This is a genomic window from Pseudomonas cannabina, assembly GCF_900100365.1.
In the GTDB taxonomy this organism is placed as follows: domain Bacteria; phylum Pseudomonadota; class Gammaproteobacteria; order Pseudomonadales; family Pseudomonadaceae; genus Aquipseudomonas; species Aquipseudomonas cannabina.
Genome location: NZ_FNKU01000001.1, coordinates 2851126 through 2875891 on the forward strand (window position 1 = coordinate 2851126; position 24766 = coordinate 2875891).

Annotated in this window: 16 protein-coding genes, 5 tRNA genes, 3 pseudogenes and 1 riboswitch; of the genes and pseudogenes, 10 read left to right on the plus strand and 14 right to left on the minus strand. The window is 55.3% G+C overall.

Annotated features, from left to right (window positions below; genetic code table 11):
* The first annotated feature begins 262 nt into the window (after nucleotides 1-262).
* Nucleotides 263-2341 carry a hybrid sensor histidine kinase/response regulator gene (locus tag BLT55_RS13325; RefSeq protein ID WP_055000338.1) on the plus strand — a complete coding sequence of 693 codons (2079 nt, stop codon included), beginning with the start codon at nucleotides 263-265 and terminating at the stop codon, nucleotides 2339-2341.
* A 317-nt stretch (nucleotides 2342-2658) separates the two neighbouring features.
* Here the strand turns inward: BLT55_RS13325 and BLT55_RS13330 are convergent.
* Nucleotides 2659-3636 (minus strand): annotated as a pseudogene (locus BLT55_RS13330) (IS5 family transposase).
* A gap of 544 nt (nucleotides 3637-4180) precedes the next feature.
* On the opposite strand from BLT55_RS13330, the gene BLT55_RS13335 reads away from it, so the two are divergent.
* Nucleotides 4181-5263 carry a saccharopine dehydrogenase NADP-binding domain-containing protein gene (locus BLT55_RS13335; RefSeq protein ID WP_054999547.1) on the plus strand — a complete coding sequence of 361 codons (1083 nt, stop codon included), beginning with the start codon at nucleotides 4181-4183 and terminating at the stop codon, nucleotides 5261-5263.
* 237 nt (nucleotides 5264-5500) lie between these two features.
* Here the strand turns inward: BLT55_RS13335 and BLT55_RS13340 are convergent.
* A pseudogene (locus BLT55_RS13340) lies at nucleotides 5501-6478 on the minus strand (IS5 family transposase).
* Between the two features lie 148 nt (nucleotides 6479-6626).
* Here BLT55_RS13340 and BLT55_RS13345 point away from each other — a divergent pair.
* Together BLT55_RS13345 and BLT55_RS13350 are read left to right on the plus strand one after the other, a co-directional pair.
* Entirely contained in the window at nucleotides 6627-7730 is a 1104-nt protein-coding gene (locus BLT55_RS13345) for an IS5-like element ISPsy19 family transposase (RefSeq protein ID WP_004663854.1), read from the plus strand.
* 312 nt (nucleotides 7731-8042) lie between these two features.
* Nucleotides 8043-9020 (plus strand): annotated as a pseudogene (locus BLT55_RS13350) (IS5 family transposase).
* Between the two features lie 157 nt (nucleotides 9021-9177).
* Here the strand turns inward: BLT55_RS13350 and BLT55_RS13355 are convergent.
* Nucleotides 9178-9750, minus strand: a complete 573-nt coding sequence (locus tag BLT55_RS13355; protein ID WP_054999869.1) for a hypothetical protein — start codon at nucleotides 9748-9750, stop codon at nucleotides 9178-9180.
* Nucleotides 9751-9947: 197 nt separating this feature from the next.
* On the opposite strand from BLT55_RS13355, the gene BLT55_RS13360 reads away from it, so the two are divergent.
* Together BLT55_RS13360 and BLT55_RS13365 are read left to right on the plus strand one after the other, a co-directional pair.
* Nucleotides 9948-10250 (plus strand): helix-turn-helix domain-containing protein, encoded by a 303-nt coding sequence (locus tag BLT55_RS13360; RefSeq protein ID WP_054999868.1) that lies wholly within the window; start codon nucleotides 9948-9950, stop codon nucleotides 10248-10250.
* 720 nt (nucleotides 10251-10970) lie between these two features.
* Nucleotides 10971-11462 (plus strand): AAA family ATPase, encoded by a 492-nt coding sequence (locus tag BLT55_RS13365; RefSeq protein ID WP_055001041.1) that lies wholly within the window; start codon nucleotides 10971-10973, stop codon nucleotides 11460-11462.
* Between the two features lie 757 nt (nucleotides 11463-12219).
* On the opposite strand, the gene BLT55_RS13375 is transcribed toward BLT55_RS13365, so the two are convergent.
* Nucleotides 12220-12291, minus strand: a tRNA-Arg gene (locus tag BLT55_RS13375).
* A gap of 144 nt (nucleotides 12292-12435) precedes the next feature.
* Nucleotides 12436-12510, minus strand: a tRNA-Arg gene (locus BLT55_RS13380).
* A 464-nt stretch (nucleotides 12511-12974) separates the two neighbouring features.
* Between BLT55_RS13380 and BLT55_RS13390 the strand changes: the two genes are divergently transcribed.
* From BLT55_RS13390 to BLT55_RS13400, 3 genes are all read left to right on the plus strand, one after another.
* The gene (locus BLT55_RS13390) at nucleotides 12975-13214 is read left to right on the plus strand and encodes a hypothetical protein (RefSeq protein ID WP_055001044.1); all 240 of its coding nucleotides are present in this window, start codon (nucleotides 12975-12977) and stop codon (nucleotides 13212-13214) included.
* A 47-nt stretch (nucleotides 13215-13261) separates the two neighbouring features.
* Nucleotides 13262-13447: a PA3371 family protein gene (locus tag BLT55_RS13395; RefSeq protein WP_055001042.1), complete on the plus strand. Its 186-nt coding sequence runs from the start codon at nucleotides 13262-13264 to the stop codon at nucleotides 13445-13447.
* A gap of 445 nt (nucleotides 13448-13892) precedes the next feature.
* Nucleotides 13893-14216, plus strand: coding sequence for an Arc family DNA-binding protein (locus BLT55_RS13400; RefSeq protein WP_055001043.1), 324 nt, complete (start codon nucleotides 13893-13895; stop codon nucleotides 14214-14216).
* Between the two features lie 229 nt (nucleotides 14217-14445).
* Here BLT55_RS13400 and BLT55_RS13405 read toward each other — a convergent pair whose 3' ends face one another.
* Complete coding sequence (locus tag BLT55_RS13405) at nucleotides 14446-15870, minus strand: IS1182-like element ISPsy6 family transposase (RefSeq protein WP_055001182.1); 1425 nt, start codon at nucleotides 15868-15870, stop codon at nucleotides 14446-14448.
* Nucleotides 15871-15987: 117 nt separating this feature from the next.
* On the minus strand, nucleotides 15988-17430 hold the full coding sequence (gene mgtE / locus BLT55_RS13410) for a magnesium transporter (RefSeq protein ID WP_007251347.1): 1443 nt from the start codon (nucleotides 17428-17430) through the stop codon (nucleotides 15988-15990).
* A 324-nt stretch (nucleotides 17431-17754) separates the two neighbouring features.
* Between mgtE and bamE the strand changes: the two genes are divergently transcribed.
* The gene (bamE, locus tag BLT55_RS13415) at nucleotides 17755-18252 is read left to right on the plus strand and encodes an outer membrane protein assembly factor BamE domain-containing protein (RefSeq protein ID WP_055001260.1); all 498 of its coding nucleotides are present in this window, start codon (nucleotides 17755-17757) and stop codon (nucleotides 18250-18252) included.
* A 44-nt stretch (nucleotides 18253-18296) separates the two neighbouring features.
* On the opposite strand, the gene BLT55_RS13420 is transcribed toward bamE, so the two are convergent.
* The 7 genes from BLT55_RS13420 to ltaE all read right to left on the minus strand — a co-directional run bounded on the left by BLT55_RS13420 (nucleotide 18297) and on the right by ltaE (nucleotide 24273).
* A tRNA-Arg gene (locus BLT55_RS13420) sits at nucleotides 18297-18373 on the minus strand.
* 88 nt (nucleotides 18374-18461) lie between these two features.
* Nucleotides 18462-18538: transfer RNA gene (locus BLT55_RS13425), tRNA-Arg, on the minus strand.
* 109 nt (nucleotides 18539-18647) lie between these two features.
* Nucleotides 18648-18738 (minus strand) — tRNA-Ser (locus tag BLT55_RS13430).
* 62 nt (nucleotides 18739-18800) lie between these two features.
* Nucleotides 18801-18989, minus strand: coding sequence for a carbon storage regulator CsrA (csrA, locus tag BLT55_RS13435; protein ID WP_002554426.1), 189 nt, complete (start codon nucleotides 18987-18989; stop codon nucleotides 18801-18803).
* A 172-nt stretch (nucleotides 18990-19161) separates the two neighbouring features.
* Nucleotides 19162-20394: an aspartate kinase gene (locus tag BLT55_RS13440; protein WP_007251349.1), complete on the minus strand. Its 1233-nt coding sequence runs from the start codon at nucleotides 20392-20394 to the stop codon at nucleotides 19162-19164.
* A 96-nt stretch (nucleotides 20395-20490) separates the two neighbouring features.
* On the minus strand, nucleotides 20491-23115 hold the full coding sequence (gene alaS / locus BLT55_RS13445) for an alanine--tRNA ligase (RefSeq protein ID WP_054079652.1): 2625 nt from the start codon (nucleotides 23113-23115) through the stop codon (nucleotides 20491-20493).
* 144 nt (nucleotides 23116-23259) lie between these two features.
* Entirely contained in the window at nucleotides 23260-24273 is a 1014-nt protein-coding gene (ltaE, locus tag BLT55_RS13450; RefSeq protein WP_055001259.1) for a low-specificity L-threonine aldolase, read from the minus strand.
* 212 nt (nucleotides 24274-24485) lie between these two features.
* Nucleotides 24486-24652, plus strand: a riboswitch (FMN riboswitch).
* Nucleotides 24653-24766: the final 114 nt, after the last annotated feature.

The window sequence follows — 24766 nt, forward strand, 5'->3', positions numbered from 1 at the left end:
ATTCCATCGGTAACTGCCCGCTTGTCGCCCTCTCGAAATGCCCTGAAACGCCCGCGCCATATGCCTCGCGTAAATGACTGCGCACCTAAAATGATATTAATTTAATATCACGCATAGTCGTAAGCCATCGAATGATCAAGTGCTACTGACCGCTTGTACGGATAGGTGCACAAAATAGAATAAATTTTGTACAACTTTCAGGCCACCGCGCTGCCCTATGACTGAGGCTTTGCGAACCAGGCGTTCAAGTGGGTTGATAGTGATGAGCAACGATGTTTCCGGCGGCAGACCGTTTGCCCCCCAATTACTCCGTACTTCGGCGCAGGAAGCTGCCGAACGATTGCAACTCGCGCTGGATTCCGGCGCAGTGGTCGGCACGTGGGTGTGGGACATTGTTGCGGACAGACTGACTGGCGACGAACGATTTGCTCGTACGTTCGGGCTTTGCCCAAAAATGTGCGCCAGCGGCATGCCTCTCAAGAAGGTGACTGCGTCCATTCATCCTGACGACTCGGTCAAAGTCTACAAGATCATCGAAGATGCGTTGCTCAGTGGCGTTACCTACCGGTACGAATACCGGGTTCGCCATCTGGACGGCGATTATCGCTGGGTCGAAGCCAGCGGACGGATCGAACGCGACATCAACGGCGAGCCGGTCCGCAGCCTGGGCATACTCCTCGATATCAACAGCCGACGTATTGCCGAGGTCGAGCGAGACCGGCTCAATGAACTGCTGCGCATATTCACCGCAGCAGTTCCAGGCGTGGTTTACGCCAAGGATCTTGAAGGCAGAATGCTCGTAGCGAATCGGGGCACTGCACAGCTGATCGGGAAGCCGCCCGAGTTCTTCATAGGCAAGACCGATCTGGATTTTCTCGATGACAAGGATCAGGCGCGCATTCTCATGGAGACTGATCGCCGAATCATGCAAAACAACGCCAGTGAACAGATTGAAGAACGCGTCAATCTTCCTGACGGTTCTGCAGCCATCTGGCTATCGACCAAAGCACCGATGGTTGATGACAACGGAAAAGTGATCGGTGTGATCGGCTCCTCCGTCGACGTGACCGCCCGAAAGAAAGCCGAAGAAGCGGTCCGCGAACTCAATCAAACGCTGGAGCAGCGCATCGAACAGGCTGTGCTGGAACGCGAACAGGTCGAAGATGCCTTGCGCCAGTCGCAGAAAATGGAAGCCGTCGGCCAACTGACGGGCGGCATCGCCCATGACTTCAATAACCTGCTGGCCGGCATATCGGGCAGCCTGGAACTGATTACCAAACGACTCTCGCAAGGGCGTGTTGGCGATGTCGACCGCTACGTCTCGGTGGCGCAGAGCGCCGTGCGCCGCGCGGCTTCGCTGACTCACCGCTTGCTGGCCTTCTCACGGCGCCAGGCGCTGTCGCCGAAAGTGACCGATGTGAATGCGCTGATCGGGGACATGGAAGAGCTGATTGCACGCACGGTCGGTCCGGAAATCGACATCAAGGTCGTTGCTCAACCTGACCTGTGGCCCGCGCTGATCGATCATGCGCAGCTGGAAAGCTCGCTGCTGAACCTGTGCCTGAACGCGCGCGACGCGATGCCGAATGGCGGGCGCATCATCATCGAGACCGCAAACGCTTCGCTGGATGAATGCGTCGACCCGGATCACGGTGTCGCAGCGGGCGAACACTTGAGTATCCGCGTTACCGACACCGGCAGCGGCATGAGCCCGGAGGTGGTGGCGAAGGCTTACGAACCGTTCTTCACCACCAAACCGATCGGTGCTGGCACCGGCCTCGGGCTGTCGATGGTCTACGGTTTCGTGCGCCAGTCCGGCGGGCAAATCAAGGTCGAATCAGCCGTAGGCCAAGGCACTAGCGTGGTGATGCACCTGCCGCGTCATACCTCCGCGCTCGCGCCTCTCGACGCCGAGCCGCAGAGCGTGGAAGAGCCTGCCCACCGCTCGGGCGAAACCGTGCTGGTGGTCGATGACGAACCGTCCGTGCGCATGCTGGTCACCGAAGTGATCACCGGCCTTGGCTACACCTGCCTGGAAGCGTCCGACGCGCAGTCCGGCCTGCAGATTCTCAAGTCGGACGCTCGCATCGACCTGCTCATCAGTGACATCGGCCTGCCCGGCGGCATGAACGGCCGGGAAATGGCCGATGCCGCCTGCGACTATCGCCCCGGGCTGCCGACGCTGTTTATCACCGGCTACGCCAAGACCTCGGTGCTGGACGGCTGCCATCTGCGCCCGTGCACTCAGGTGCTGACCAAACCCTTCGGGCTGGACACCCTGGCCGGGCGGGTGACCGGGCTGATCGGCGCGGCCGACGTGATGACGCGAAGCGCGCGCTGAGCACAGCAAGATAAATCGGCGCACGCCTGATAGCCGAGAGTTGTACCACCGCGATCTCCACTCTGAACCAGCAAGGAGTGGAAAACCTCGATGCCACGCTGGATGCTCAAAAACCAGAACATCGCTCAAGGAAACCTGACACACGACCCTGTGCAGAGTTAACCATCACTAAGGAGACGCTGAACAATTAACCCGTTCGCACCGTCCCCATTTCCAAGCCGGTTTTTTTCAACCTGCCGGCCTTATTTTACGTTTCTCGAGCAGATTTCTGCCCTCATTTTGCTGAAAGGCGGGCCAGTCCCGCCTTTCAGACGGATTTATCCTGCCGTCTGTTGTAAATACCGCTTGGCCAGCATCAGATTGGCCAACCCAAACAAACTGAACAACTGCGCTGTATTCTTTTCCAGCCCACGGTAGCGAACCTTGCGATGATTGAAGCGCACCTTGATTACCTGGAAGGGGTGCTCGACCTTGGCACGCAGTTGCGCCTTGGCATATTCAATTTTGCGCTTGACCCGATACAGCACGCTGCCTTCGCCGTGCTGCTTGTAACTGCTTGGCCGTTCTGCAATCGACCAGATAACGTCCCGTTCAGCATGCTCCGGTCGCTTGGCCGCACCGGTGTATCCAGCGTCACCCGAAACATAGGTTTCGTCACCGTGAAGCAACTGGCCAACCTGGGTGACATCCGCCACGTTAGCGGCCGTCCCTACTACGCTGTGCACCAGCCCCGACGTGGCGTCTACACCAATGTGGGCCTTCATCCCAAAGTGCCATTGATTGCCTTTCCTGGCCTGATGCATCTCAGGATCACGCTTGCCTTCTCGGTTCTTGACCGAGGGCGGCGCGGCGATCAGAGTAGCGTCGACGATAGTGCCTTCCTTGAGCAGCAGCCCCCGGCTGGCCAGATGCTGGTTAATCGTTTCAAACAGCAGCCGGGTTAGCTGATGGACTTCCAGCAAGCGGCGAAAACGCAGCAAGGTGGTGGCATCCGGTGCAGACTCGCGACCCAGGTCGATACCCATAAAACCGCGGATGGCCTGGCTGTCGTAGACGGCATCTTCGCAACCTTCATCGGAGAAACCGAAACACTGCTGCACGACGTACATGCGCAACATGCGCGACACCCCTATCGCAGGGCGTCCGCGCTTGCCTGCGGTGTTGCTATAAAACGGCGCCACTTGCGCCTCCAGCAGGGCCTAGGGCACCAACTGTTCAAGGTCAGCCAGGAAGCGATCTCGGCGAGTCTGCTTTTTCTTGCCGGTATATTCGAGTTCGGAGAAGGTCTTCTGCACGCGCGTAACGCTCACGGAGAGGGAGGCTGTTGAAGGAACTTAGGGAGACGCTGATTTATTCTAAAACCCAGCTGTTGCCCCCAGATAAATCAAGGCCTCCAGAGCGTTGCAGGGACGAAAAATCGAATAAATCAGCGCCTCCCTAAGGCACAGCAATTCTTATATCGCCAGCCGTACATAGCCAAAAATAATAAACCCGCAGACTCGCACACCCTTCAAAGCGATAGCACTCATTCAATCAATGACAATGTTCTATATGAAATATGAGCATAAGTGCTGAGTCATGAAAAGCTGTAAACATCAACTATCATATTAGTACTTTACGCCTCGTTTTATTTTTCAGAATGACAACTCATGGATGATATAGTTATTACCGTGAAACCGTCGGATCGGTTTTTACACCGCGTGCGTCTAAGGCCTGAAAGGAGACCTGTCAGACAGACCCGTCATCTATGGGTTTCGAACTATAGAACCTGTCCCGAAGTACGTCGACAGTTATATGCACCATCCAGCCAGACGTTCACCATCAGCGGGAGACTCTGAAATGAACAGCGACACTACATCCTCTGTGAAACTGGTGTTTATCGGTTTCGGCTCTATCACCAAAGCCACTATCGGGTTGCTTGGCACGGCCCTGACATTCGACATGTCGCGGATTGTAATAATCGCACCAGACATCAAGGACTCCGAGCCGTTCGTCGCGTACGGGGTGACGTTTATCGATCAAGCGCTGACGCCAGACAATCTGGAGGGCGAGCTGGGCAACGTCGTAGCGCGCGGCGACTTCATCGTTAATCTTTCAGTCAATGTCTCCAGCGCAGACCTGATCAGATTTGCCCATGCCCACCAAGCGCTGTATCTCGATACCTGCATCGAGCCTTGGGAGGGCACGTATATCTCACCCAATCTGACGGCCTCGCAACGCTCCAACTATGCGCTTCGTGATCAGTTGCTCACGCTGGGTGCAGAACTGGGTACAGGGCCAACCGCAGTGGTGACCCATGGTGCCAATCCGGGCCTGATATCACATTTTTTGAAGTGTGCGTTATCCGAGCTGGCTGCAAAACTCTCGGTTCCTGTACCTCGGCATCAAGGCCACATAAATTGGGGCGTTTTGTCGATGGAGCTGAACGTCAAGGTCATCCACATTGCAGAGCGTGATACTCAACGCTCTGCGCGTATCAAGTCCGATGGCGAATTCGTCAACACCTGGTCAGTCGATGGATTTGTCAGCGAGGCGGGACAACCGGCCGAACTTGGCTGGGGCACCCACGAAAAAACCTGGCCGCCCTTCGCTCACCATCATCTTTTTGGCTCTGACAACGCTATCTACCTTGATCGGCCCGGCGCTTCAGTGTCAGTCAAGACCTGGACCCCCAACGGCGGACCTTGTAACGGAATGTTGATCACTCACAACGAGGCGATATCCATCCCTGAATTGTTGACAGTCAGGGACGACGGAGCGCTGCGATACCGCCCAACCGTGCATTACGCCTACCATCCTTGTGACGATGCACTGCTTTCAATCAACGAATATACCGGTCGAGGGTGGCACGCGCAGGACAGTAAACGGATCATGCTGGATGAAATTACCTCAGGCGGTATTGATGCGCTAGGGAGGCGCTGATTTATTCGATTTTTCGTCCCTGCAACGCTCTGGAGGCCTTGATTTATCTGGGGGCAACAGCTGGGTTTTAGAATAAATCAGCGTCTCCCTAGGGAGACGCTGAACAATTAACCCGTTCGCACCGTCCCCATTTCCAAGCCGGTTTTTTTCAACCTGCCGGCCTTATTTTACGTTTCTCGAGCAGATTTCTGCCCTCATTTTGCTGAAAGGCGGGCCAGTCCCGCCTTTCAGACGGATTTATCCTGCCGTCTGTTGTAAATACCGCTTGGCCAGCATCAGATTGGCCAACCCAAACAAACTGAACAACTGCGCTGTATTCTTTTCCAGCCCACGGTAGCGAACCTTGCGATGATTGAAGCGCACCTTGATTACCTGGAAGGGGTGCTCGACCTTGGCACGCAGTTGCGCCTTGGCATATTCAATTTTGCGCTTGACCCGATACAGCACGCTGCCTTCGCCGTGCTGCTTGTAACTGCTTGGCCGTTCTGCAATCGACCAGATAACGTCCCGTTCAGCATGCTCCGGTCGCTTGGCCGCACCGGTGTATCCAGCGTCACCCGAAACATAGGTTTCGTCACCGTGAAGCAACTGGCCAACCTGGGTGACATCCGCCACGTTAGCGGCCGTCCCTACTACGCTGTGCACCAGCCCCGACGTGGCGTCTACACCAATGTGGGCCTTCATCCCAAAGTGCCATTGATTGCCTTTCCTGGCCTGATGCATCTCAGGATCACGCTTGCCTTCTCGGTTCTTGACCGAGGGCGGCGCGGCGATCAGAGTAGCGTCGACGATAGTGCCTTCCTTGAGCAGCAGCCCCCGGCTGGCCAGATGCTGGTTAATCGTTTCAAACAGCAGCCGGGTTAGCTGATGGACTTCCAGCAAGCGGCGAAAACGCAGCAAGGTGGTGGCATCCGGTGCAGACTCGCGACCCAGGTCGATACCCATAAAACCGCGGATGGCCTGGCTGTCGTAGACGGCATCTTCGCAACCTTCATCGGAGAAACCGAAACACTGCTGCACGACGTACATGCGCAACATGCGCGACACCCCTATCGCAGGGCGTCCGCGCTTGCCTGCGGTGTTGCTATAAAACGGCGCCACTTGCGCCTCCAGCAGGGCCTAGGGCACCAACTGTTCAAGGTCAGCCAGGAAGCGATCTCGGCGAGTCTGCTTTTTCTTGCCGGTATATTCGAGTTCGGAGAAGGTCTTCTGCACGCGCGTAACGCTCACGGAGAGGGAGGCTGTTGAAGGAACTTAGTGTGCCAAGGGTGGGGACAGTTGGCTATTTTTGCAGCGCCTCCCTAGGAGGGTGTAGACAAAATAAATTAAACTTTCACTCCCTTGTCTGAATAGCCCTCAAGCCATGCCTAAAACCGGACGTCCTCGCTCGATTGCCGCCGAGCACTATCCCGTGCTGGTGAAACTCGCTCATGCACAGCCCTATTCCAGCCAGGCCGAATTGGCGCTCGTATTCTTCGCCGAAACCGGTATCACTGCGCATCCCGACACCTTTGCAAAAGCGTTGAAAATGGCAGGGATTACGCGTGTAAAGCAGCGGGCCAAGGGAAGTTTTCAGTCACCTGAACCTAATAAAGCCTATGGCTACAATGAAACCCACCGCCGCCAACTGCCGGAGCAGCTATATCCGAGTTGCTTGACAGATACCGAGTGGGCACTGGTCGCCGACCTGTTTGAAAGCCAGGGCGGACGAGGAGTGCCACCGCTTCACTCTCGGCGCACGTTGCTGGAAGCCTGTTGCTATGTCGTACGCACGGGGTGCTCATGGCGAATGCTACCCCGCGATTTTCCTCATTGGGACAATGTCTACAAAACGTTCCGCCGGTGGAGCGCTCAAGGCAAGTTCGAGCAAATGCATGATCGCTTGCGAGCTCAATGGCGTGAGCGGGAAGAACGCGCTGACAGCCCGTCAGCAGCGATCCTGGATTCACAGTCGACCCGCAGTTCTCCTCAAGGCGGTGACAGCGGCTACGACGCAGGCAAAAAAGTGAAGGGGCGTAAACGAAGTCTGATTGTCGATACATTGGGCCTGCTGCTGGCTGTCAGTATCAGTGCTGCAAGCGTGCAGGATCGTGACGCGGCGGATGATGCGGTGGCGTACTCGAAGGAAAAATATCCGTCACTGAGCACGCTTTTTGTTGATAGTGCGTACGCAGGAAAATGGGCACAGCGCACCCATCAACTGCACGCTATCGATGTTCAAGTGATCCGTGGCCCGAATAACAGAAGAACAGGGCAATGGCACTCTGAACAAGGCGATCTATTTTCCGTGGAGCCTGTTCAGACTGGATTTGTGGTCATGCCCAAGCGATGGGTAGTGGAGCGAACTCATGCCTGGAATGAGAGAGCTCGGCGACTGATCATGCATCATGATCGCCTTTTTGCGGTAAGCGAGGCATGGGTTTGGTTGGCCGAGGCTCGAATACTCGCGCGCCGACTCACTACATGATTTTGTCTACACCCTCTAGGGAGCCGCTGATTTATTCGATTTTTCGTCCCTGCAACGCTCTGGAGGCCTTGATTTATCAGGGGGGCAACAGCTGTGCTTTAGAATAAATCAGCGTCTCCCTAGGGAGGCGCTGATTTATTCGATTTTTCGTCCCTGCAACGCTCTGGAGGCCTTGATTTATCTGGGGGCAACAGCTGGGTTTTAGAATAAATCAGCGTCTCCCTAGGGAGGCGCTGCAAAAATAGCCAACTGTCCCCACCCTTGGCACACTAAGTTCCTTCAACAGCCTCCCTCTCCGTGAGCGTTACGCGCGTGCAGAAGACCTTCTCCGAACTCGAATATACCGGCAAGAAAAAGCAGACTCGCCGAGATCGCTTCCTGGCTGACCTTGAACAGTTGGTGCCCTAGGCCCTGCTGGAGGCGCAAGTGGCGCCGTTTTATAGCAACACCGCAGGCAAGCGCGGACGCCCTGCGATAGGGGTGTCGCGCATGTTGCGCATGTACGTCGTGCAGCAGTGTTTCGGTTTCTCCGATGAAGGTTGCGAAGATGCCGTCTACGACAGCCAGGCCATCCGCGGTTTTATGGGTATCGACCTGGGTCGCGAGTCTGCACCGGATGCCACCACCTTGCTGCGTTTTCGCCGCTTGCTGGAAGTCCATCAGCTAACCCGGCTGCTGTTTGAAACGATTAACCAGCATCTGGCCAGCCGGGGGCTGCTGCTCAAGGAAGGCACTATCGTCGACGCTACTCTGATCGCCGCGCCGCCCTCGGTCAAGAACCGAGAAGGCAAGCGTGATCCTGAGATGCATCAGGCCAGGAAAGGCAATCAATGGCACTTTGGGATGAAGGCCCACATTGGTGTAGACGCCACGTCGGGGCTGGTGCACAGCGTAGTAGGGACGGCCGCTAACGTGGCGGATGTCACCCAGGTTGGCCAGTTGCTTCACGGTGACGAAACCTATGTTTCGGGTGACGCTGGATACACCGGTGCGGCCAAGCGACCGGAGCATGCTGAACGGGACGTTATCTGGTCGATTGCAGAACGGCCAAGCAGTTACAAGCAGCACGGCGAAGGCAGCGTGCTGTATCGGGTCAAGCGCAAAATTGAATATGCCAAGGCGCAACTGCGTGCCAAGGTCGAGCACCCCTTCCAGGTAATCAAGGTGCGCTTCAATCATCGCAAGGTTCGCTACCGTGGGCTGGAAAAGAATACAGCGCAGTTGTTCAGTTTGTTTGGGTTGGCCAATCTGATGCTGGCCAAGCGGTATTTACAACAGACGGCAGGATAAATCCGTCTGAAAGGCGGGACTGGCCCGCCTTTCAGCAAAATGAGGGCAGAAATCTGCTCGAGAAACGTAAAATAAGGCCGGCAGGTTGAAAAAAACCGGCTTGGAAATGGGGACGGTGCGAACGGGTTAATTGTTCAGCGTCTCCCTAGGAACTAGCTCACTCTTTATGGCTGGTGACTTTCACACCGTTGCGTTTTAGGGTCTCAATCGTCCCCTGAACAAAAACCTCCATCTGATCCATATACTTTTTGTCCGTCTGCGGCCCGAGCAGCTCCCGCTTCGGGGGATTCCGGTTAAGCGGTACATACGCGCATTTCGGCTTGTCTTTTAGCTTCTTGGCCAATCCGAAGGTCTGCACTGGCGGTGAGGGTATATGGAAAGTTGGAGAGCCTGGAGGCAATTGATCAAGCCTATGGTGGGCTTGATAGAAAGCAGCTAAATAAGTCCAACCTAGAGCGGTAAACGAAAGGATCCCGTAATCACTGCCACTCTGCGTAGTTATCCACACGCTATCGCCACGAGCATGAATCTGCACAATTTCGGATGTCTCAATCCGGTGACCGTCGCCAAACGTCCCGAATCCGTCGGCGCAGACATGGGCCCAAACCTCACCCGTCAAAATCGCGAGAGGCTCAGGCTGAATATGCGCGTTCGTGACAAAGCCCGTGAATACGACGCCCTCAGCGTCTGCTTTCAGCTTTAATATTGCTGCGCTGATTTTTTCATTCATCTCATAGCACTCATCGCATAAGGATAAAACGATCCAAGACACTTTCGCCCTTACAACTTAGGGGAATATGCGCGTAACTGGCTCGTCACCATGAAAACAAAAAGACATTAAGATATATCTTAACTTCGCTGATCGTTGATTCCAAAATACCGCAAGCGTCGATCCAATGCTAGCTCTGTGATTCTAGGATAAGAGCGATGGATTTCAACGAGGCCGTCGGCCTTGCAGTGCAGGCGTTACGTCTCAGCAAAGGGCTCACACAAAAAGATTTTCTTGGCGTGCTGTCGATACAGTATTTGTCTGATATTGAGCGGGGAAAGCGCACCCCTTCGATTGCGGTACTGGCTCAGATTTGTGAACGATTGGAGGTGCATGAAGCAGTGCCTGTGATCATGGCTAAGCATTTCATGCGCCCATTGGAAACTCTCACTCATACATTGCAGGAGATAGAGAGACAGCTATATGTGGCGGGATTCATCGATCCAGGCTCCTATGCCTGAGTACCTTGGGAGCGCGGTTTCGTTTCTGCCTTTATAAAGCACGACTGTCTAGGGCCTATGACGAGACAGAAATAAGCCATATTGGACGCGTTAATGGACAGACTATCTACTTACCGTATGGAGGCTAGCGCGATCCAGATTCGGCTTGATACAGCAGCGCTCGCTTAGTAGTCGTGCGCACGATCCCATCGTCAGTATCCAGCCTGCACGCTTCTCCGCCCCATATACATTGGTGAATTTACTCTTTCCGTAACTCGATTTTTTTACGTAACACTACGCATGTTACGTAAAATTTTCGCGTTACGACGGGACAAGGCAATCGTATTTGTAAACCATAATCGTCCCCATTATTCGTAAGCGTCCGGCCAACACACCTTCCTGCCCCCAACGCTTAGGGAGGCGCTGATTTATTCGATTTTTCGTCCCTGCAACGCTCTGGAGGCCTTGATTTATCAGGGGGCAACAGCTGGGTTTTAGAATAAATCAGCGTCTCCTTAGGGCGATTCCCGCGCAAGCTATATCCTTCGCACGTTTACTGCTGAACTGAGTTGCGCGAGGTAAAATTGTAAGCGTCTTGCTAAAACACCTTCGATGCTGTTGTGTAAGCCGTAGATTTTCACGGCTTAGGGCTGACCTTTCCGAACCCCTGCGTAAAAAACAGTTTCCGGCCAGCCCTGCTTTCAAATGCTACATTCACATTTTTCCTGGCAGGCCGTCTTCATGCACATCAATCCTGATCATTTTCTACAGACGGAGAATGGCCGCATTATTAATGCTGAGCTAAATAGACTGGCTTGGCAGAGGGCTCACCTTGCCCTATCAGAGGCTCTGCTAGCGACTCCAAAGCCTTCTCGTCTGTATTTGTTGATAGGCGCTCAGGGTGCAGGAAAAAGCACTTGGGCCAAATCGACGCTCTTAGTTGAGCCTGGCGCTGTAATCTTTGATGCCATCCTGGTTCAGCGCTGTGAGCGTGAATCGCTCATAAAGGCAGCCAAGAAGCATGGGGTAGATGTGGTAGCTACTTGGTTCACTACTTCGCTGGAAGACTGTTTGGCACGTAATCAATTGCGCCCTGATGATGAGATGGTTCCTGAGAATGCCATTAGAAACGTTTTTAAAGCACTTCAGCCTCCACGCTTGAGCGAGGGGTTCACCGAAATTTTAGTCGTTGATGCACAGGCTAGCGAGAACGCTCAGTCTTCTAAAGACTGAATCGACTTCCAGTTATGCGGCAACAGCTCGGCGATCTCGCTCGCCCGTTGCGTCTGCAAGGTGCACGGTACGAGGTGCATCTGTGCGAGGCCTGCTTCTTCGGTAAGCGTCCAGCCAATGCACCTTGCCTAGTCTAGATATGCCCAGCTATCGGCACCATCGAAATGGCGTACGGGTGTTGTTCCGACCAATTCCTGATCGAAATTATTAATATCCACCCCAACACCAGCACCTGCCCCCGGGAGGATCGCTTCCCAGTGAGTGGCGCACCCACAATTACTACAACGGATCGTCCTCAGGGTTTCCTGACCCCAAACATACGATAAGGTATTTTGAGGGTGTCCCTCGAACTTTACTGCGCTCAGCCATAGCCTTAACGCTAAACCTCGTCCAAAAATGGATTCGGGTGCAGGCGCAGAGAAGCACCGTGCTGCAACCTGCATTTATTCCATTACCCATTCCGTTGACCGGTGTAAGTTAGCTCGCAACGTCGTCGGCTGGCTGGGCATATCTAGGCTAGGCAAGGTGCACTGGCTGGACGCTTACGTTTACCGTAGCGCATGCATATCAAGACAAAAACATCTGTATGAGGCCGTAAGGCGTACGGAAAACTACTGAGATGTGAGTCAGCTAGATATTTTTTTGGAAACGGACGTTTCGCGATGGCGATCTAGCCTGGCAGGGGCGGCAGAGAAGGTTCCGTAGCGCAAAAAATCACAGGCCTACACCTAAAGTCTATCACTCGCCGGAAGGGTATTGCTCTCTGCTGGAGTCGAACCAGCATCTAACCCTTAGGAGGGGCTTGTTCTATCCATTGAACTAAGAGAGCACATGGGAGGATATTTTCCGGTTTTCAGGCACAGCTATCAAGCATTTTTCAAATTTATCATCGGCTTACACTCCCCATCAGACACAGCCTCCAACCTAGAGCTTTCACTGTAGCGGTCGTCCTCTGCTGATGGCGAGGCAAAAATGGTGTCCCTTGCTGGATTCGAACCAGCATCTAACCCTTAGAAGGGGTCTGTTCTATCCCTTGAACTAAAAGGACATAGCATCACTAGGGCTGCGCTTATCAGTGGTTAGGTCCACCGCAAAGCAAAGGCAGTGTAGGGTTGCGCACCCAATACGTACCACAGATAAGAACCTGCAACCTTCCCCTTAGGAGGGGGATGCTCTATCCAATTGAGCTACTGAGACACTGCGTGCCGACACACCGATCGGTGCCAGCGAGGACGGCGTGCATCTTAGCGAGATGCGCCGCTCTTGTCATGTTGTCATTGCCCTCCAGAGCTGTAGCCGATTTCGCTGAAAGACACCGACCGGTGAACCATCATGCATTTTGCAATGCGCCAAAAAGCCATCATTGCAAAACGCACTGCCAGCACGTTTTTTATGATATTTAACTCATTGATTTATAAGGTATTTATTACAATCTATCGTTGGCATGCAGACTGCATTACCAGTAGCAGTGAACACATCTCATCCCAAACGGTCGGGCACAGGTACTGGAAAATGAACAAGACTCTCACAGCGTTGAACGCGGCGGCTCTGGTGGCTCTGGTTGCGTTCCATTTTCAGGATTCCGGTGCTCAGAGCGCTCAGGTGAGCGTACAGACGTCCGTGCAGCATCACATCAGTCACGCGCCAAAGCTTGCAGTGATGACTGACCGTAACGCAAGCGCGGCTATTCTGGCGACTGAAGACGCAGCCGATCTGCAGGCACCACGTGCCGAGCAACGCTGGGTTTTTTAAGAACGTTTCGCCTGACCCTTATCAAACTCTGAGAGAAGAAAGTCGCCATGTCCAAAACCGCATTGTCATTTCTTGTTCTGACGGTCATGGCCTTGGTCGTCGATTTCCTGTTGCCCCCGCAAGCACAGGCGGTGAGCGTCGTCACTACTATCGTTGCAGGTCTGTTCGCCAGCCTTTTTGTGGTTGCCCTGTTCGTCGGCCGCCGCTTCAAGTTCGATCCGGTCTTGCGTTGAGTCGTGCTTAGACCCAATCGTCATTTGCAGATATTCCGCTAGACCCACCAGTCAGTTTCCGCTCTCGTCAGCTCCCTGCGAGCTATTTTTTCACCTGCCAGCATAACGCTGGTCGGCTTCTGCCTGCCCTTGTTGAATTAGCGCCTAAACTTGGACTCACATAGCCATGACAGCCGAAAGCCTGTCAGGTAGCCGTTCTTCGTCTGTGGCTGAGCAAAAACGGGTTATTTGCAAAGCCGATCGCATTTCTGATCATTGGTGCTGGCAAATAGCCTCTACCTGAGTCAATATTTGTCACAGAATTGGCGCCAAGGATTCGACGGATTACGGCATTATGTCGGCCCTTGGATTCGCGGTTGAACATTTGGCCAAAACGATTGTCTGAGAATCACAATCTTGCGGCCACTTGCTAGAACCGCTTCCCCTGAACTAACCGGTTAAATATATGAGCCCTATGAAACAGGCTATCTATTCCAGCCGCACGGCTGACAAGTTCGTCGTTCGCCTACCAGACGGCATGCGTAATCGCGTGCAAGAAGTAGCCAAAAATCATCACCGCAGCATGAACTCGGAGATTATTGCTCGTCTTGAGCAGAGTCTGATCCAGGAAGGTGCACTTGGCGATGAGCCAAACCTGCGCCTTGATAGCCCTGAGCTGTCTCTGAACGAGCGCGAGCTGCTGCAACGTTTTCGTCACCTTTCGCATCGTCAACAGAACGCTCTTGTTTCACTGATTGCTCACGACACGGAAATGGCTTCCGAAGACTGAACGTTAGTGGTAAAGACCAAGGCCAGCGAAAGCTGGCCTTTTTATTTGCGTCCGTTTTCTACGCTGTTATGAGCCAGTGATAACCGAGACAAAAATGAAGATTAATTCATCAATAAAAAACCGCCGGTCAACAGACTGTGTGAAAACACACTGATGAAGGCCCAAGCAAACGCCCCGACTTGTTCGGGGCGTTTTTTTTGTATTGGCAGCAGACGAAAAAAATGTCCGCTCAGCCCATCAAAGCCATCAGATGGCGCACACCGAGCACTTTAATCGCTCGTTTCAGGTTATAGGCATTCACCGCCAAGGCCATTTCAGCTTTTGTACCCTCCAGTTGTCGCAGCAAGAAACGGCCATTACCAAATAGCCATTGCTTGAGGTTGCCGAAGGGGTGCTCAACGATGGATCTTCGGTTGGCCATCATCTCAGGATGCGCCTGCATTCTTTGCTCCATCCGCTCGAAAGCCTCTTCATGGGCATGTCGTGAGACATAACGGCGCCGGGCTCGAGTGCATTGCGTTTTCAGCGCGCAGTTGGCGCAGTCATCGACCTCAGCCTGATAGATCCGATCACCTTTGTTGTGCTGTTTTAGCGTTAACCATTTGCCTGCCGGACACTGGAAACGATCGTGTCCGGTCTCATAGATAAAGTCTTTTCGCTCAAAGAGCTGCTCTTCCTGACTGCCAGGGTTTTTCGAACGATTGGGCGGTACATAGGCCGTAATCGAAGCATCCTCGCAGGCCTGAAACTGCTTGCCATTGGAGTAGCCGGCATCGGCAGTGACCGTCAGATCATCTTGCTGTAACTCTGCTTTGGCGGCCTTGGCCATCGGCTCCAGTTGCTTTCGGTCATCGCCATCTTGGGTGACCTCATGATGCAAAATCAGGCAATGCTCGGCGTCCACGACGGTTTGCACGTTGTAGGCCACACGTGGCCCTTTGGCCGTGCGCATCATTCGGGCATCGCTTTCATGGGTGTTGAACTGCTCGATGCCCATCGAACGCATCAGTGCCTGGCAACTCTGATTATCCTGTTGTCGAGCCTCAAGCTGTGCCAGGGCTACCTTGATTGCGCTGCGATCAATTGAATCTGTGGTTTCAGCCTTGTCGGCCTCATCCAGCTCGGCCAGATACTGAGCGATGCGCTTATCCAGTTTTTCTTCCTGGCGCTTGAGCTGCTTCAAATTCACATGACGCCGTGAGGATGCGACCGCCTGAAACTTGCTGCCGTCGATGGCCACCAACTCACCGGCGATCAAGCCTGCCGTGCGACAAAACCGAACGAAAGCACGGCAGGTCGCGATGAAGGCGGGTTTATTGTTCTTGCGAAAATCGGCGATGGTCTTGAAGTCGGGCTTGAGCCGGTTGATCAGCCACATCACTTCGATGTTGCGCTGACACTCGGCTTCAAGACGTCGCGATGAGCGAATCCGCTGAAAATAGCCGTAGAGGTAGAGTTTTAGCTGATCGGCGGGATCATAAGCAGGGCGCCCCGTGCTTTTTGGAATCGCTTTATCGAAGCCCAGTTGCACCAGATCGAGCCTGGCAACGTACAGGTCAATGACACGAACGAGGTGATCCTCGGGGATCAACTCTTCCAGCGAGACCGGGAATAGGCTGGTCTGGCTGCGGGACTCACCTTGGATGTAGGCCATAACGAAAAATGCTCTGTATCTTTCGATACGGAGCATTTTCTTTGAGCGCTGCGCAGATTGCTAGGTTTTCACACAGTCTGGGTCAAGGCGGTTTTTTATGTGTAGCCCTTTGCAGGCCTAGAGCAGAAAGATCGTTGCAAGACCAAGAAAGATGAAGAACCCCCCGCTGTCTGTTACGGCGGTGATCATCACGCTGGCCCCCATCGCCGGATCGCGCCCCAGGCGTGCCAGCACCATGGGGATGGAAACCCCCATCAAGGCAGCGAGCAGCAGGTTGAGCGTCATTGCGGCGGTCATCACCACACCCAGCGACCAACTACCATAAAGCAGGTAGGCGACCACACCGATCACCCCACCCCAGATCAGGCCGTTGATCAGCCCTACCGCCAGCTCTTTACGCAACAATCGCGAGGTGTTGCCGGTATTGACCTGATCCAGCGCCATGGCGCGAACAATCATGGTGATGGTCTGGTTACCTGAGTTGCCGCCAATGCCCGCAACGATCGGCATCAGTGCGGCGAGCGCCACCAGCTTCTCGATCGAGCCTTCGAACAGGCCGATCACGCGCGATGCCAGAAACGCTGTCACCAGGTTGACTGCCAGCCAGGCCCAGCGGTTACGTAGCGAGCGCCAGACCGAGGCGAAGATATCTTCCTCTTCGCGCAGACCAGCCATGTTGAGGACTTCGTTTTCGCTTTCCTCACGAATCAGGTCGACAATTTCATCGATGGTCAGGCGACCGATCAGTTTGCCGTTCTTGTCCACGACAGGCGTGGAAATGAGGTCATAACGCTCGAAGGCCTGGGCGGCTTCGTAAGCGTCGTCTTCAGGATGGAAGCTGACCGGATCGTTGGCCATGACTTCGCCAACCTGCTTCTCCGGGTCATTGACCAGCAGACGCTTGATGGGCAGCACGCCCTTGAGCACGCCTTCAGAATCGACCACAAACAGTTTGTCGGTATGCCCCGGCAGCTCTTTGAGCCGGCGCAGGTAGCGCAATACCACTTCAAGGCTGACATCCTCACGGATCGTCACCATCTCGAAGTCCATCAGCGCACCTACCTGATCCTCGTCGTAGGACAAGGCAGACCGCACACGCTCGCGCTGCTGTGAATCCAGCGCTTCCATCAGCTCATGAACAACGTCGCGGGGCAATTCGGGAGCAAGGTCGGCCAGTTCGTCGGCGTCCATGTCCCGTGCCGCCGCGAGCAACTCGTGATCGTCCATGTCGGCGATCAGGGTTTCACGAACGGAATCGGATACTTCGAGAAGAATGTCGCCATCGCGATCAGCCTGGACCAGCTGCCAGACCGTCAAACGATCTTCCAGAGGAAGGGCTTCGAGGATGTAAGCGACGTCGGCGGAGTGGAGGTCATCGAGCTTGCGCTGCAATTCGACGAGGTTCTGCCGATGAACCAGGTTTTCGACCCGATCCTGGTGCTGACCTTCCTGACGATGAGTCAGGTCTTCAACAATACGCTGGCGCTGCAGCAGATCGACAACCTGAGCCAGGCGATCCTGCAAGCTTTCCTGCGTTTTTTTTACTTCTCTTTCGGTCATAGGCGAACTCCAATCCCAGCAGCGGAGCACGACGGGAGATCAATCAGTTAAGTCATGATTGTCAAAAAACACTATTGAGTAACGACTGGGTAAGTCCATGGAGGTTTTCCACAAGCCCCGGCGAGGCTGACGGGCGCAATGATACACCGCTTTGGGCGAAGCGCACGCGAGAAATTCGGCTTATAACAATCGTTTGCAACGCAAAGCTGCAAGGTTAAATGAAGCGATAAAGGTTCGACGTCACATCCCGCCAAGAAAACACGCTCGCCTGCGCAAAAGACCGCAGTTAGGCTCTCACGACACCCCGTCATGGAGGACTCGATCATGCGTTTGATCATTCATTTACCCTTGTTCAGCGCCCTGCTCTACCTGCCTGCTCACGTCGCGGCCAGCACCGTGCAGCGTTGCGAGGATGCGGCAGGAAAAGTCACCTTCACCACCCTTGGCTGCCCCGAAGGCCACAGCACCCAGATGCTAAGAGCTTTCAACGCTCCGCCCGGAACGCACATCGGATTGCTGCCGCCTGCGCCTGCCCATAGCCGAGAGGCCGAACGGCGAAAAACCTTGCCCAGAGAACTGGTCGTGGTCGGCACACGCGACGACGGCTGCGGCAATCGTCTCAGCGCAGAGCAGCGACGAGCAGCAATCATCAACCATCGTACCCCGCCAGGCATGACAAAACGTGATGTGGAAAGCCTGCTGGGCCGCCCGGACAAGATCAGCAATCGCAACGGCGAATTGCGCTATGTCTACGAGCAGAAAAAAGGCCGCAGCAACAGCGTGACATTCGATGAAGACGGATGCGTTAAAGGAAAACGCTAGAAAAGCAAAAAGCCCACATCTTTCGATGTGGGCTTTTCGATGTATGGTGCACTCGACAGGATTCGAACCTGTGACCGCTCGGTTCGTAGCCGAGTACTCTATCCAGCTGAGCTACGAGTGCAATGGTATTTTTAGACCAGATCACCTCTGGTTGTTGCCAGTTGTCTGAAACGCTGTAATTGCTTACTGAGCCTCAATCAACCTTCAAATGGTGCACTCGACAGGATTCGAACCTGTGACCGCTCGGTTCGTAGCCGAGTACTCTATCCAGCTGAGCTACGAGTGCATGTGTTGGTGCCGCGCATTATAGGTCGTCAGATTGTTTAGTCAAGCACTTTATCTAGTAAATTCAACAACTTACAGGACAAGCCCAATCTGACGCACTACATAAATAATGGCGGAGAACGGGGGATTCGAACCCCCGACACCCTTTTGAGGTGTACTCCCTTAGCAGGGGAGCGCCTTCGGCCACTCGGCCAGCTCTCCGCAACACGGGGCGTATAATAACCACCCTTTTCCCCGTTTGCAAACCAAAAATTCAATAAAAATTAATGGCTTGGTTCTTCGTCCTTCTCTTTCTTGATCCGCAGGTAAATCTCTTCACGATGAACCGCGACTTCCTTGGGCGCATTGACACCAATACGCACCTGATTACCCTTCACACCCAGCACGGTGACGGTGATTTCACCGTCACCGATGATCAGGCTTTCTGCGCACCGACGAGTCAGAATCAGCATACTTTTCTCCTTACGCCTTTATTCAGGGACAACAGTCTGCAAAACCTATAGGCAATAGCCAGTGGCAAAACGCCATAGCCATTACCTATGTATCGACTTACGCAAAGAAAACATCAGCCTTTCTGCGCAGTATCCAGAAAACACGGTCAGACCGCGTCTTCAGACGACAGGGTCATTCACCCTGCCGAGGAGCATCCAGCTCGAATGCCGTGTGCAGTGCGCGCACAGCCAACTCCAGATACTTCTCCTCGATGACCACCGAGACCTTGATCTCCGATGTGGAGATCATCTGGATATTGATGCTCTCCTTGGCCAGTGCTTCGAACATGCGGCTGGCAACGCCTGCATGAGAGCGCATGCCAACGCCGACGATCGATACCTTGGCAATCTTGGTGTCGCCGGACACTTCACGGGCGCTGATCTCGCGCGCGGTCGTCTCCAGCACCTGCAAGGCCGCCTGGTAGTCGTTGCGGTGAATCGTGAAGGTGAAATCGGTGGTGTTATCGTGCGAAACATTCTGCACGATCATGTCCACTTCGATGTTTGCGGCACTGATCGGGCCGAGAATCTTGAACGCCACACCGGGGGTGTCTGGCACACCACGGATGGTCAGCTTGGCCTCATCGCGGTTGAAAGCGATGCCGGAAATGATCGGCTGTTCCATGGTTTCCTCTTCATCAATGGTAATAAGGGTGCCCGGCCCCTCTTTGAAGCTGTGCAGAACGCGCAGCGGGACGTTGTATTTGCCGGCGAACTCGACCGCCCGGATCTGCAGCACCTTGGAACCGAGGCTGGCCATTTCCAGCATCTCTTCAAAGGTGATCTTGTCCAGCCGCCGAGCCTGCGCCACGACACGCGGATCGGTGGTGTAGACGCCATCGACGTCGGTGTAGATCTGGCACTCGTCCGCCTTCAGCGCAGCGGCCAGCGCCACACCGGTGGTATCAGAGCCGCCACGACCGAGCGTGGTGATGTTGCCGTTCTCGTCGACGCCCTGGAAACCGGCAACCACCACCACACGACCTGCTTTCAGGTCGGTGCGGATTTTCTGATCGTCGATTTGCAGGATGCGCGCCTTGTTGTGCGCGCTGTCGGTGAGGATCCGCACCTGGTTGCCGGTGTAGGACACCGCAGGCACGCCACGCTTGATCAGCGCCATCGCCAGCAGCGCGATGGTGACCTGCTCGCCCGTGGAGACAATGACGTCCAGCTCACGGGGAACCGGCTGATCACTGATCTGCCTGGCCAGTTCGATCAAACGATTGGTTTCGCCGCTCATGGCCGACAGCACGACCACCAGATCGTCGCCCGCCTCGCGGAATTTCTTGACCTTGTCGGCCACCTGCTCGATGCGCTCTACGGAGCCCACGGAGGTGCCGCCAAATTTCTGTACGATTAAAGCCATCTCAAAGCCGCCTCAGAACCCGTTAAGAGCACCCATTGATATTCGAATCCGTCGCCGGGCTGCCCTTGATAATCGCAGCAGCCCGGCGGACTCGACTCAGATTCCTTGCTCTACAAAAGGAACGGTCAGTGCCAATGCAGCATCCAGTGCACCTGCATCGACACCACCGCCTTGAGCCATATCAGGACGACCACCGCCTTTACCACCGACTGCGGCGGCCGCCTGCTTCATCAAATCACCGGCTTTGAGTTGGCCAGTCAGGTCCTTGGTCACGCCTGCGACCAAGACAACCTTATCTTCATGAACACTGCCGAGCAGGATCACTGCGCGGCCGAGCTTGTTCTTCAACTGGTCGACAAGCGCCAGAAGCGCTTTGCCGTCCTGGCCATCCAGGCGCGTGGCCAGAACCTTGACCCCTTTGACATCCTGCGCGGCCGATGACAGATCGTCGCCGGCAGCACTGGCTGCCTTGGCTTGCAGCTGTTCCAGTTGTTTTTCCAGCAGACGATTGCGCTCGAGCACCGCCGTCAGCTTGTCCAGCAGGTTGTCGCGATTGCCTTTGACCAGCGTCGCGGCTTCCTTGAGTTGATCTTCGGCCGAATTCAGCCAGGCCAGCGCCGCTGCGCCGGTTACCGCTTCGATGCGGCGCACGCCGGCAGCGACGCCGCCTTCACTGACGATCTTGAACAACGCGATATCACCGGTGCGGCTGGCGTGAATACCACCGCACAGCTCGACGGAAAACTCGCCGCCCATGCTCAGCACCCGAACACTGTCGCCGTACTTCTCGCCAAACAGCGCCATAGCGCCCTTCTTTTTGGCAGTTTCGATGTCGGTTTCTTCGGTGACCACCGGCGTATTTTTGCGAATTTCGGCGTTGACGATATCTTCCAGCGCACGCAACTGCTCAGGCTTGATGGCCTCGAAGTGGCTGAAGTCAAAGCGCAGACGCTGACTGTCGACCAACGAGCCTTTCTGCTGAACGTGATCGCCCAGCACTTGGCGCAGTGCCGCGTGCAGCAAGTGAGTGGCCGAATGGTTCAATGAGGTTGCATTGCGCACTTCATCGGACACTTGTGTTTCCACCTGGGCACCCACGCTCAGGCTGCCAGCGGCGACCACGCCGTGGTGCAGGAACGCGCCGCCGGTCTTGGTGGTGTCGCTGACGTCAAAACGTGTGTCACCGGCCAGCAGGAAGCCGCTGTCACCGATCTGGCCACCGGATTCCGCATAGAACGGCGTGGTGTCGAGGATCACAACGCCCTCCTCGCCTTCGTTCAGGTGCGTAACCGACTGGCCTTCTTTATACAGAGCAACGACGGTGGCGCTGCCAGTGGTCGCCGAGTAACCGGTGAACTGCGTGGCCACATCGACCTTGACCAGGCTGTTGTAGTCCATGCCGAACGAGCTGGCCGAACGGGCGCGCACGCGCTGGGCGTTCATTTCGCGCTCGAAACCCTCTTCGTCCAGGGTCAGATTACGCTCGCGGGCGATGTCGCCGGTCAGGTCCATCGGGAAACCGTAGGTGTCATACAGTTTGAACACGATTTCGCCGGGAACCACAGTGCCCTGAAGATCCGCCAGGTCCTGTTCGAGAATTTTCAGCCCCTGCTCAAGGGTCTTGGCGAACTGCTCTTCTTCGCCTTTGAGCACACGTTCGATGTGCGACTGCTGTTGCACCAGCTCAGGGAACGCAGAACCCATCTCGGCAACCAGCGCGGCCACGATCTGATAGAAGAAGCTGCCTTTGGCTCCGAGCTTGTTGCCGTGACGGCAGGCGCGACGAATGATGCGGCGCAGCACGTAGCCACGGCCTTCGTTGGACGGCAGCACACCGTCAGCGATCAGGAAGCCGCACGAGCGGATGTGGTCAGCCACGACTTTCAGCGAAGCCTGGTTATCGTTGCTGCAGCCGATGGCCTTGGCCGAAGCAGCCAGCAGGCTCTGGAACAGGTCGATTTCGTAGTTGGAATGCACGTGCTGCAGAACGGCACTGACCCGCTCAAGGCCCATGCCGGTGTCAACCGACGGCGCTGGCAGCGGGTGAAGCACACCATCGGCAGTGCGGTTGAACTGCATGAATACGTTGTTCCAGATTTCGATGTAACGGTCGCCGTCTTCTTCCGGCGAACCCGGTGGGCCGCCCCAAATTTCCGGACCGTGATCGAAGAAGATCTCGCTGCAAGGACCGCACGGGCCGGTGTCGCCCATGGTCCAGAAGTTGTCGGAAGCGTATGGCGCGCCTTTGTTATCGCCGATACGCACCATACGCTCGGCAGGCACGCCGATGTCTTTGGTCCAGATATCGTAGGCTTCATCGTCAGTCGCGTAGACCGTGACCCAGAGCTTTTCCTTGGGCAGGTTCAGCCACTTTTCGGAGGTCAGGAAGGTCCAGGCGTAGGTAATGGCGTCACGCTTGAAATAGTCACCAAAGCTGAAATTACCCAGCATTTCGAAAAAAGTGTGGTGACGAGCGGTATAGCCGACGTTTTCCAGGTCATTGTGCTTGCCACCGGCGCGCACGCATTTCTGACTGGTGACTGCGCGGGTGTAGGCGCGTTTTTCCTGGCCCAAAAAGCAGTCCTTGAACTGGTTCATGCCTGCGTTGGTGAACAGCAGGGTCGGGTCATTGCCCGGAATCAAGGAGCTTGAAGCAACACGGGTGTGGCCTTGCTCTTCGAAGAAGCCAAGGAAGGCTTCACGGATTTCTGCGCTTTTCATAGGTTCTTCCACGGAGACTGCGGCCAGAGGCTAGTGCATGACGTCAACTGACGTCGCAACGGCAAAGGGCCGCATTATATAGGCGTTGCGCCCTCGGTACAGTGTGTTTGTGCGATAGAAACAAGTAACTGGATTATCGGCATGTCATGGGTGTTCAAAGGCTGCGAATGCTGCGATCACCTGCTCTGCCTGAGCACGTGAAACATTCAGGTGCGTGACCATGCGCAGTCGCGGCGCTGCGGTGAGCACGATGCCACGCCCGGTGCAAAAAGCCCTGAGCGCTGCGGCGCGGTCACCAACTTGCACATAGACCATGTTGGTCTGTACCGGCTCGACGCTATAACCCAGCTCGCTCAGGCCCGCAGCCAGAAATGCTGCGTTGGCATGATCGTCCGCCAGCCGCTCGACCTGATGATCCAGCGCGTAGAGCCCTGCCGCCGCAAGGCTGCCAGCCTGACGCATGCCGCCGCCAAGCATTTTGCGCAGGCGGCGCGCCTTGGCGATCAGCGACTGCGAACCGCACAACACCGAACCGACCGGCGCACCCAGGCCCTTGGACAGGCACACGGACACGGAATCGAAGTGCCGGGTAATCTCGCGCGCGTCGACGCCCAGTTTGACCACTGCGTTATACAGCCTGGCACCGTCGAGATGCAGCGCGATGCCCTTATCCCGCGTCAGTTTGCGCGCGGCGGCCAGATAAGCCTGAGGCAGCACTTTGCCTTGCATGGTGTTTTCCAGTGCCAGCAAGCGTGTGCGGGCAAAGTGAAAATCATCGGGCTTGATGGTGTCGAGTACATGCTGAAGGTCGAGCGAACCGTCGGCCTGCACTTCCAGCGGCTGTGGCTGGATCGATCCCAGCACTGCAGCGCCACCTCCTTCATATTTATAGGTGTGCGCCTGCTGGCCGACGATGTATTCATCACCGCGCTCACAATGCGCCATCAGCGCCATCAGCGCCAGCAGATTGCTCATGGTGCCGGAAGGCACGAACAGCGCGGCGTCAAACCCGAGGCGTTCGGCCAGCGTCGCTTCGAGCAGGTTGACCGTCGGGTCTTCCCCGTACACATCATCGCCCACGGGCGCATTCGCCATGGCGTCAAGCATGCCCGGCGTAGGCAGAGTCACTGTGTCGCTGCGCAGATCGATGACATTCACAAGAAAGCTCCCTGAATTCGAAGGTCGATAATGCATGCAACCTTTGGCTTGCAACAAGGCATTACTCAAGCCGCAGGACATGATAATCAAGCGCCGCCGCTGCCGATACACCGTTCCCTTAGAAGAAAAAGGCAGGTGCACCGTACGAAAGTGTCCATGCATGTAACGAGGATCTGTGATAAAAATCCTCCGCCGGCCACGTAACGTGACGGCAACGTTCTCAGGGCGGGGTGCAATTCCCCACCGGCGGTAATGACGCGCAATGCGTCTAGCCCGCGAGCGCTTGGAGGTCGCGGCTTTGGCTGGCGATCGGCAAGGTCAGCAGACCCGGTGTGATTCCAGGGCCGACGGTCATAGTCCGGATGAAGAGAGAGCGGGATTGGTGTCTGCAAGAACGTCTGCAAAACCTCATCATGAACGACATCGTTCAGGAGGCTTTCCTACGCGACTTGAATCCCTTTCGATCCAAAATGCCCTGTTTTTTTCATAAACA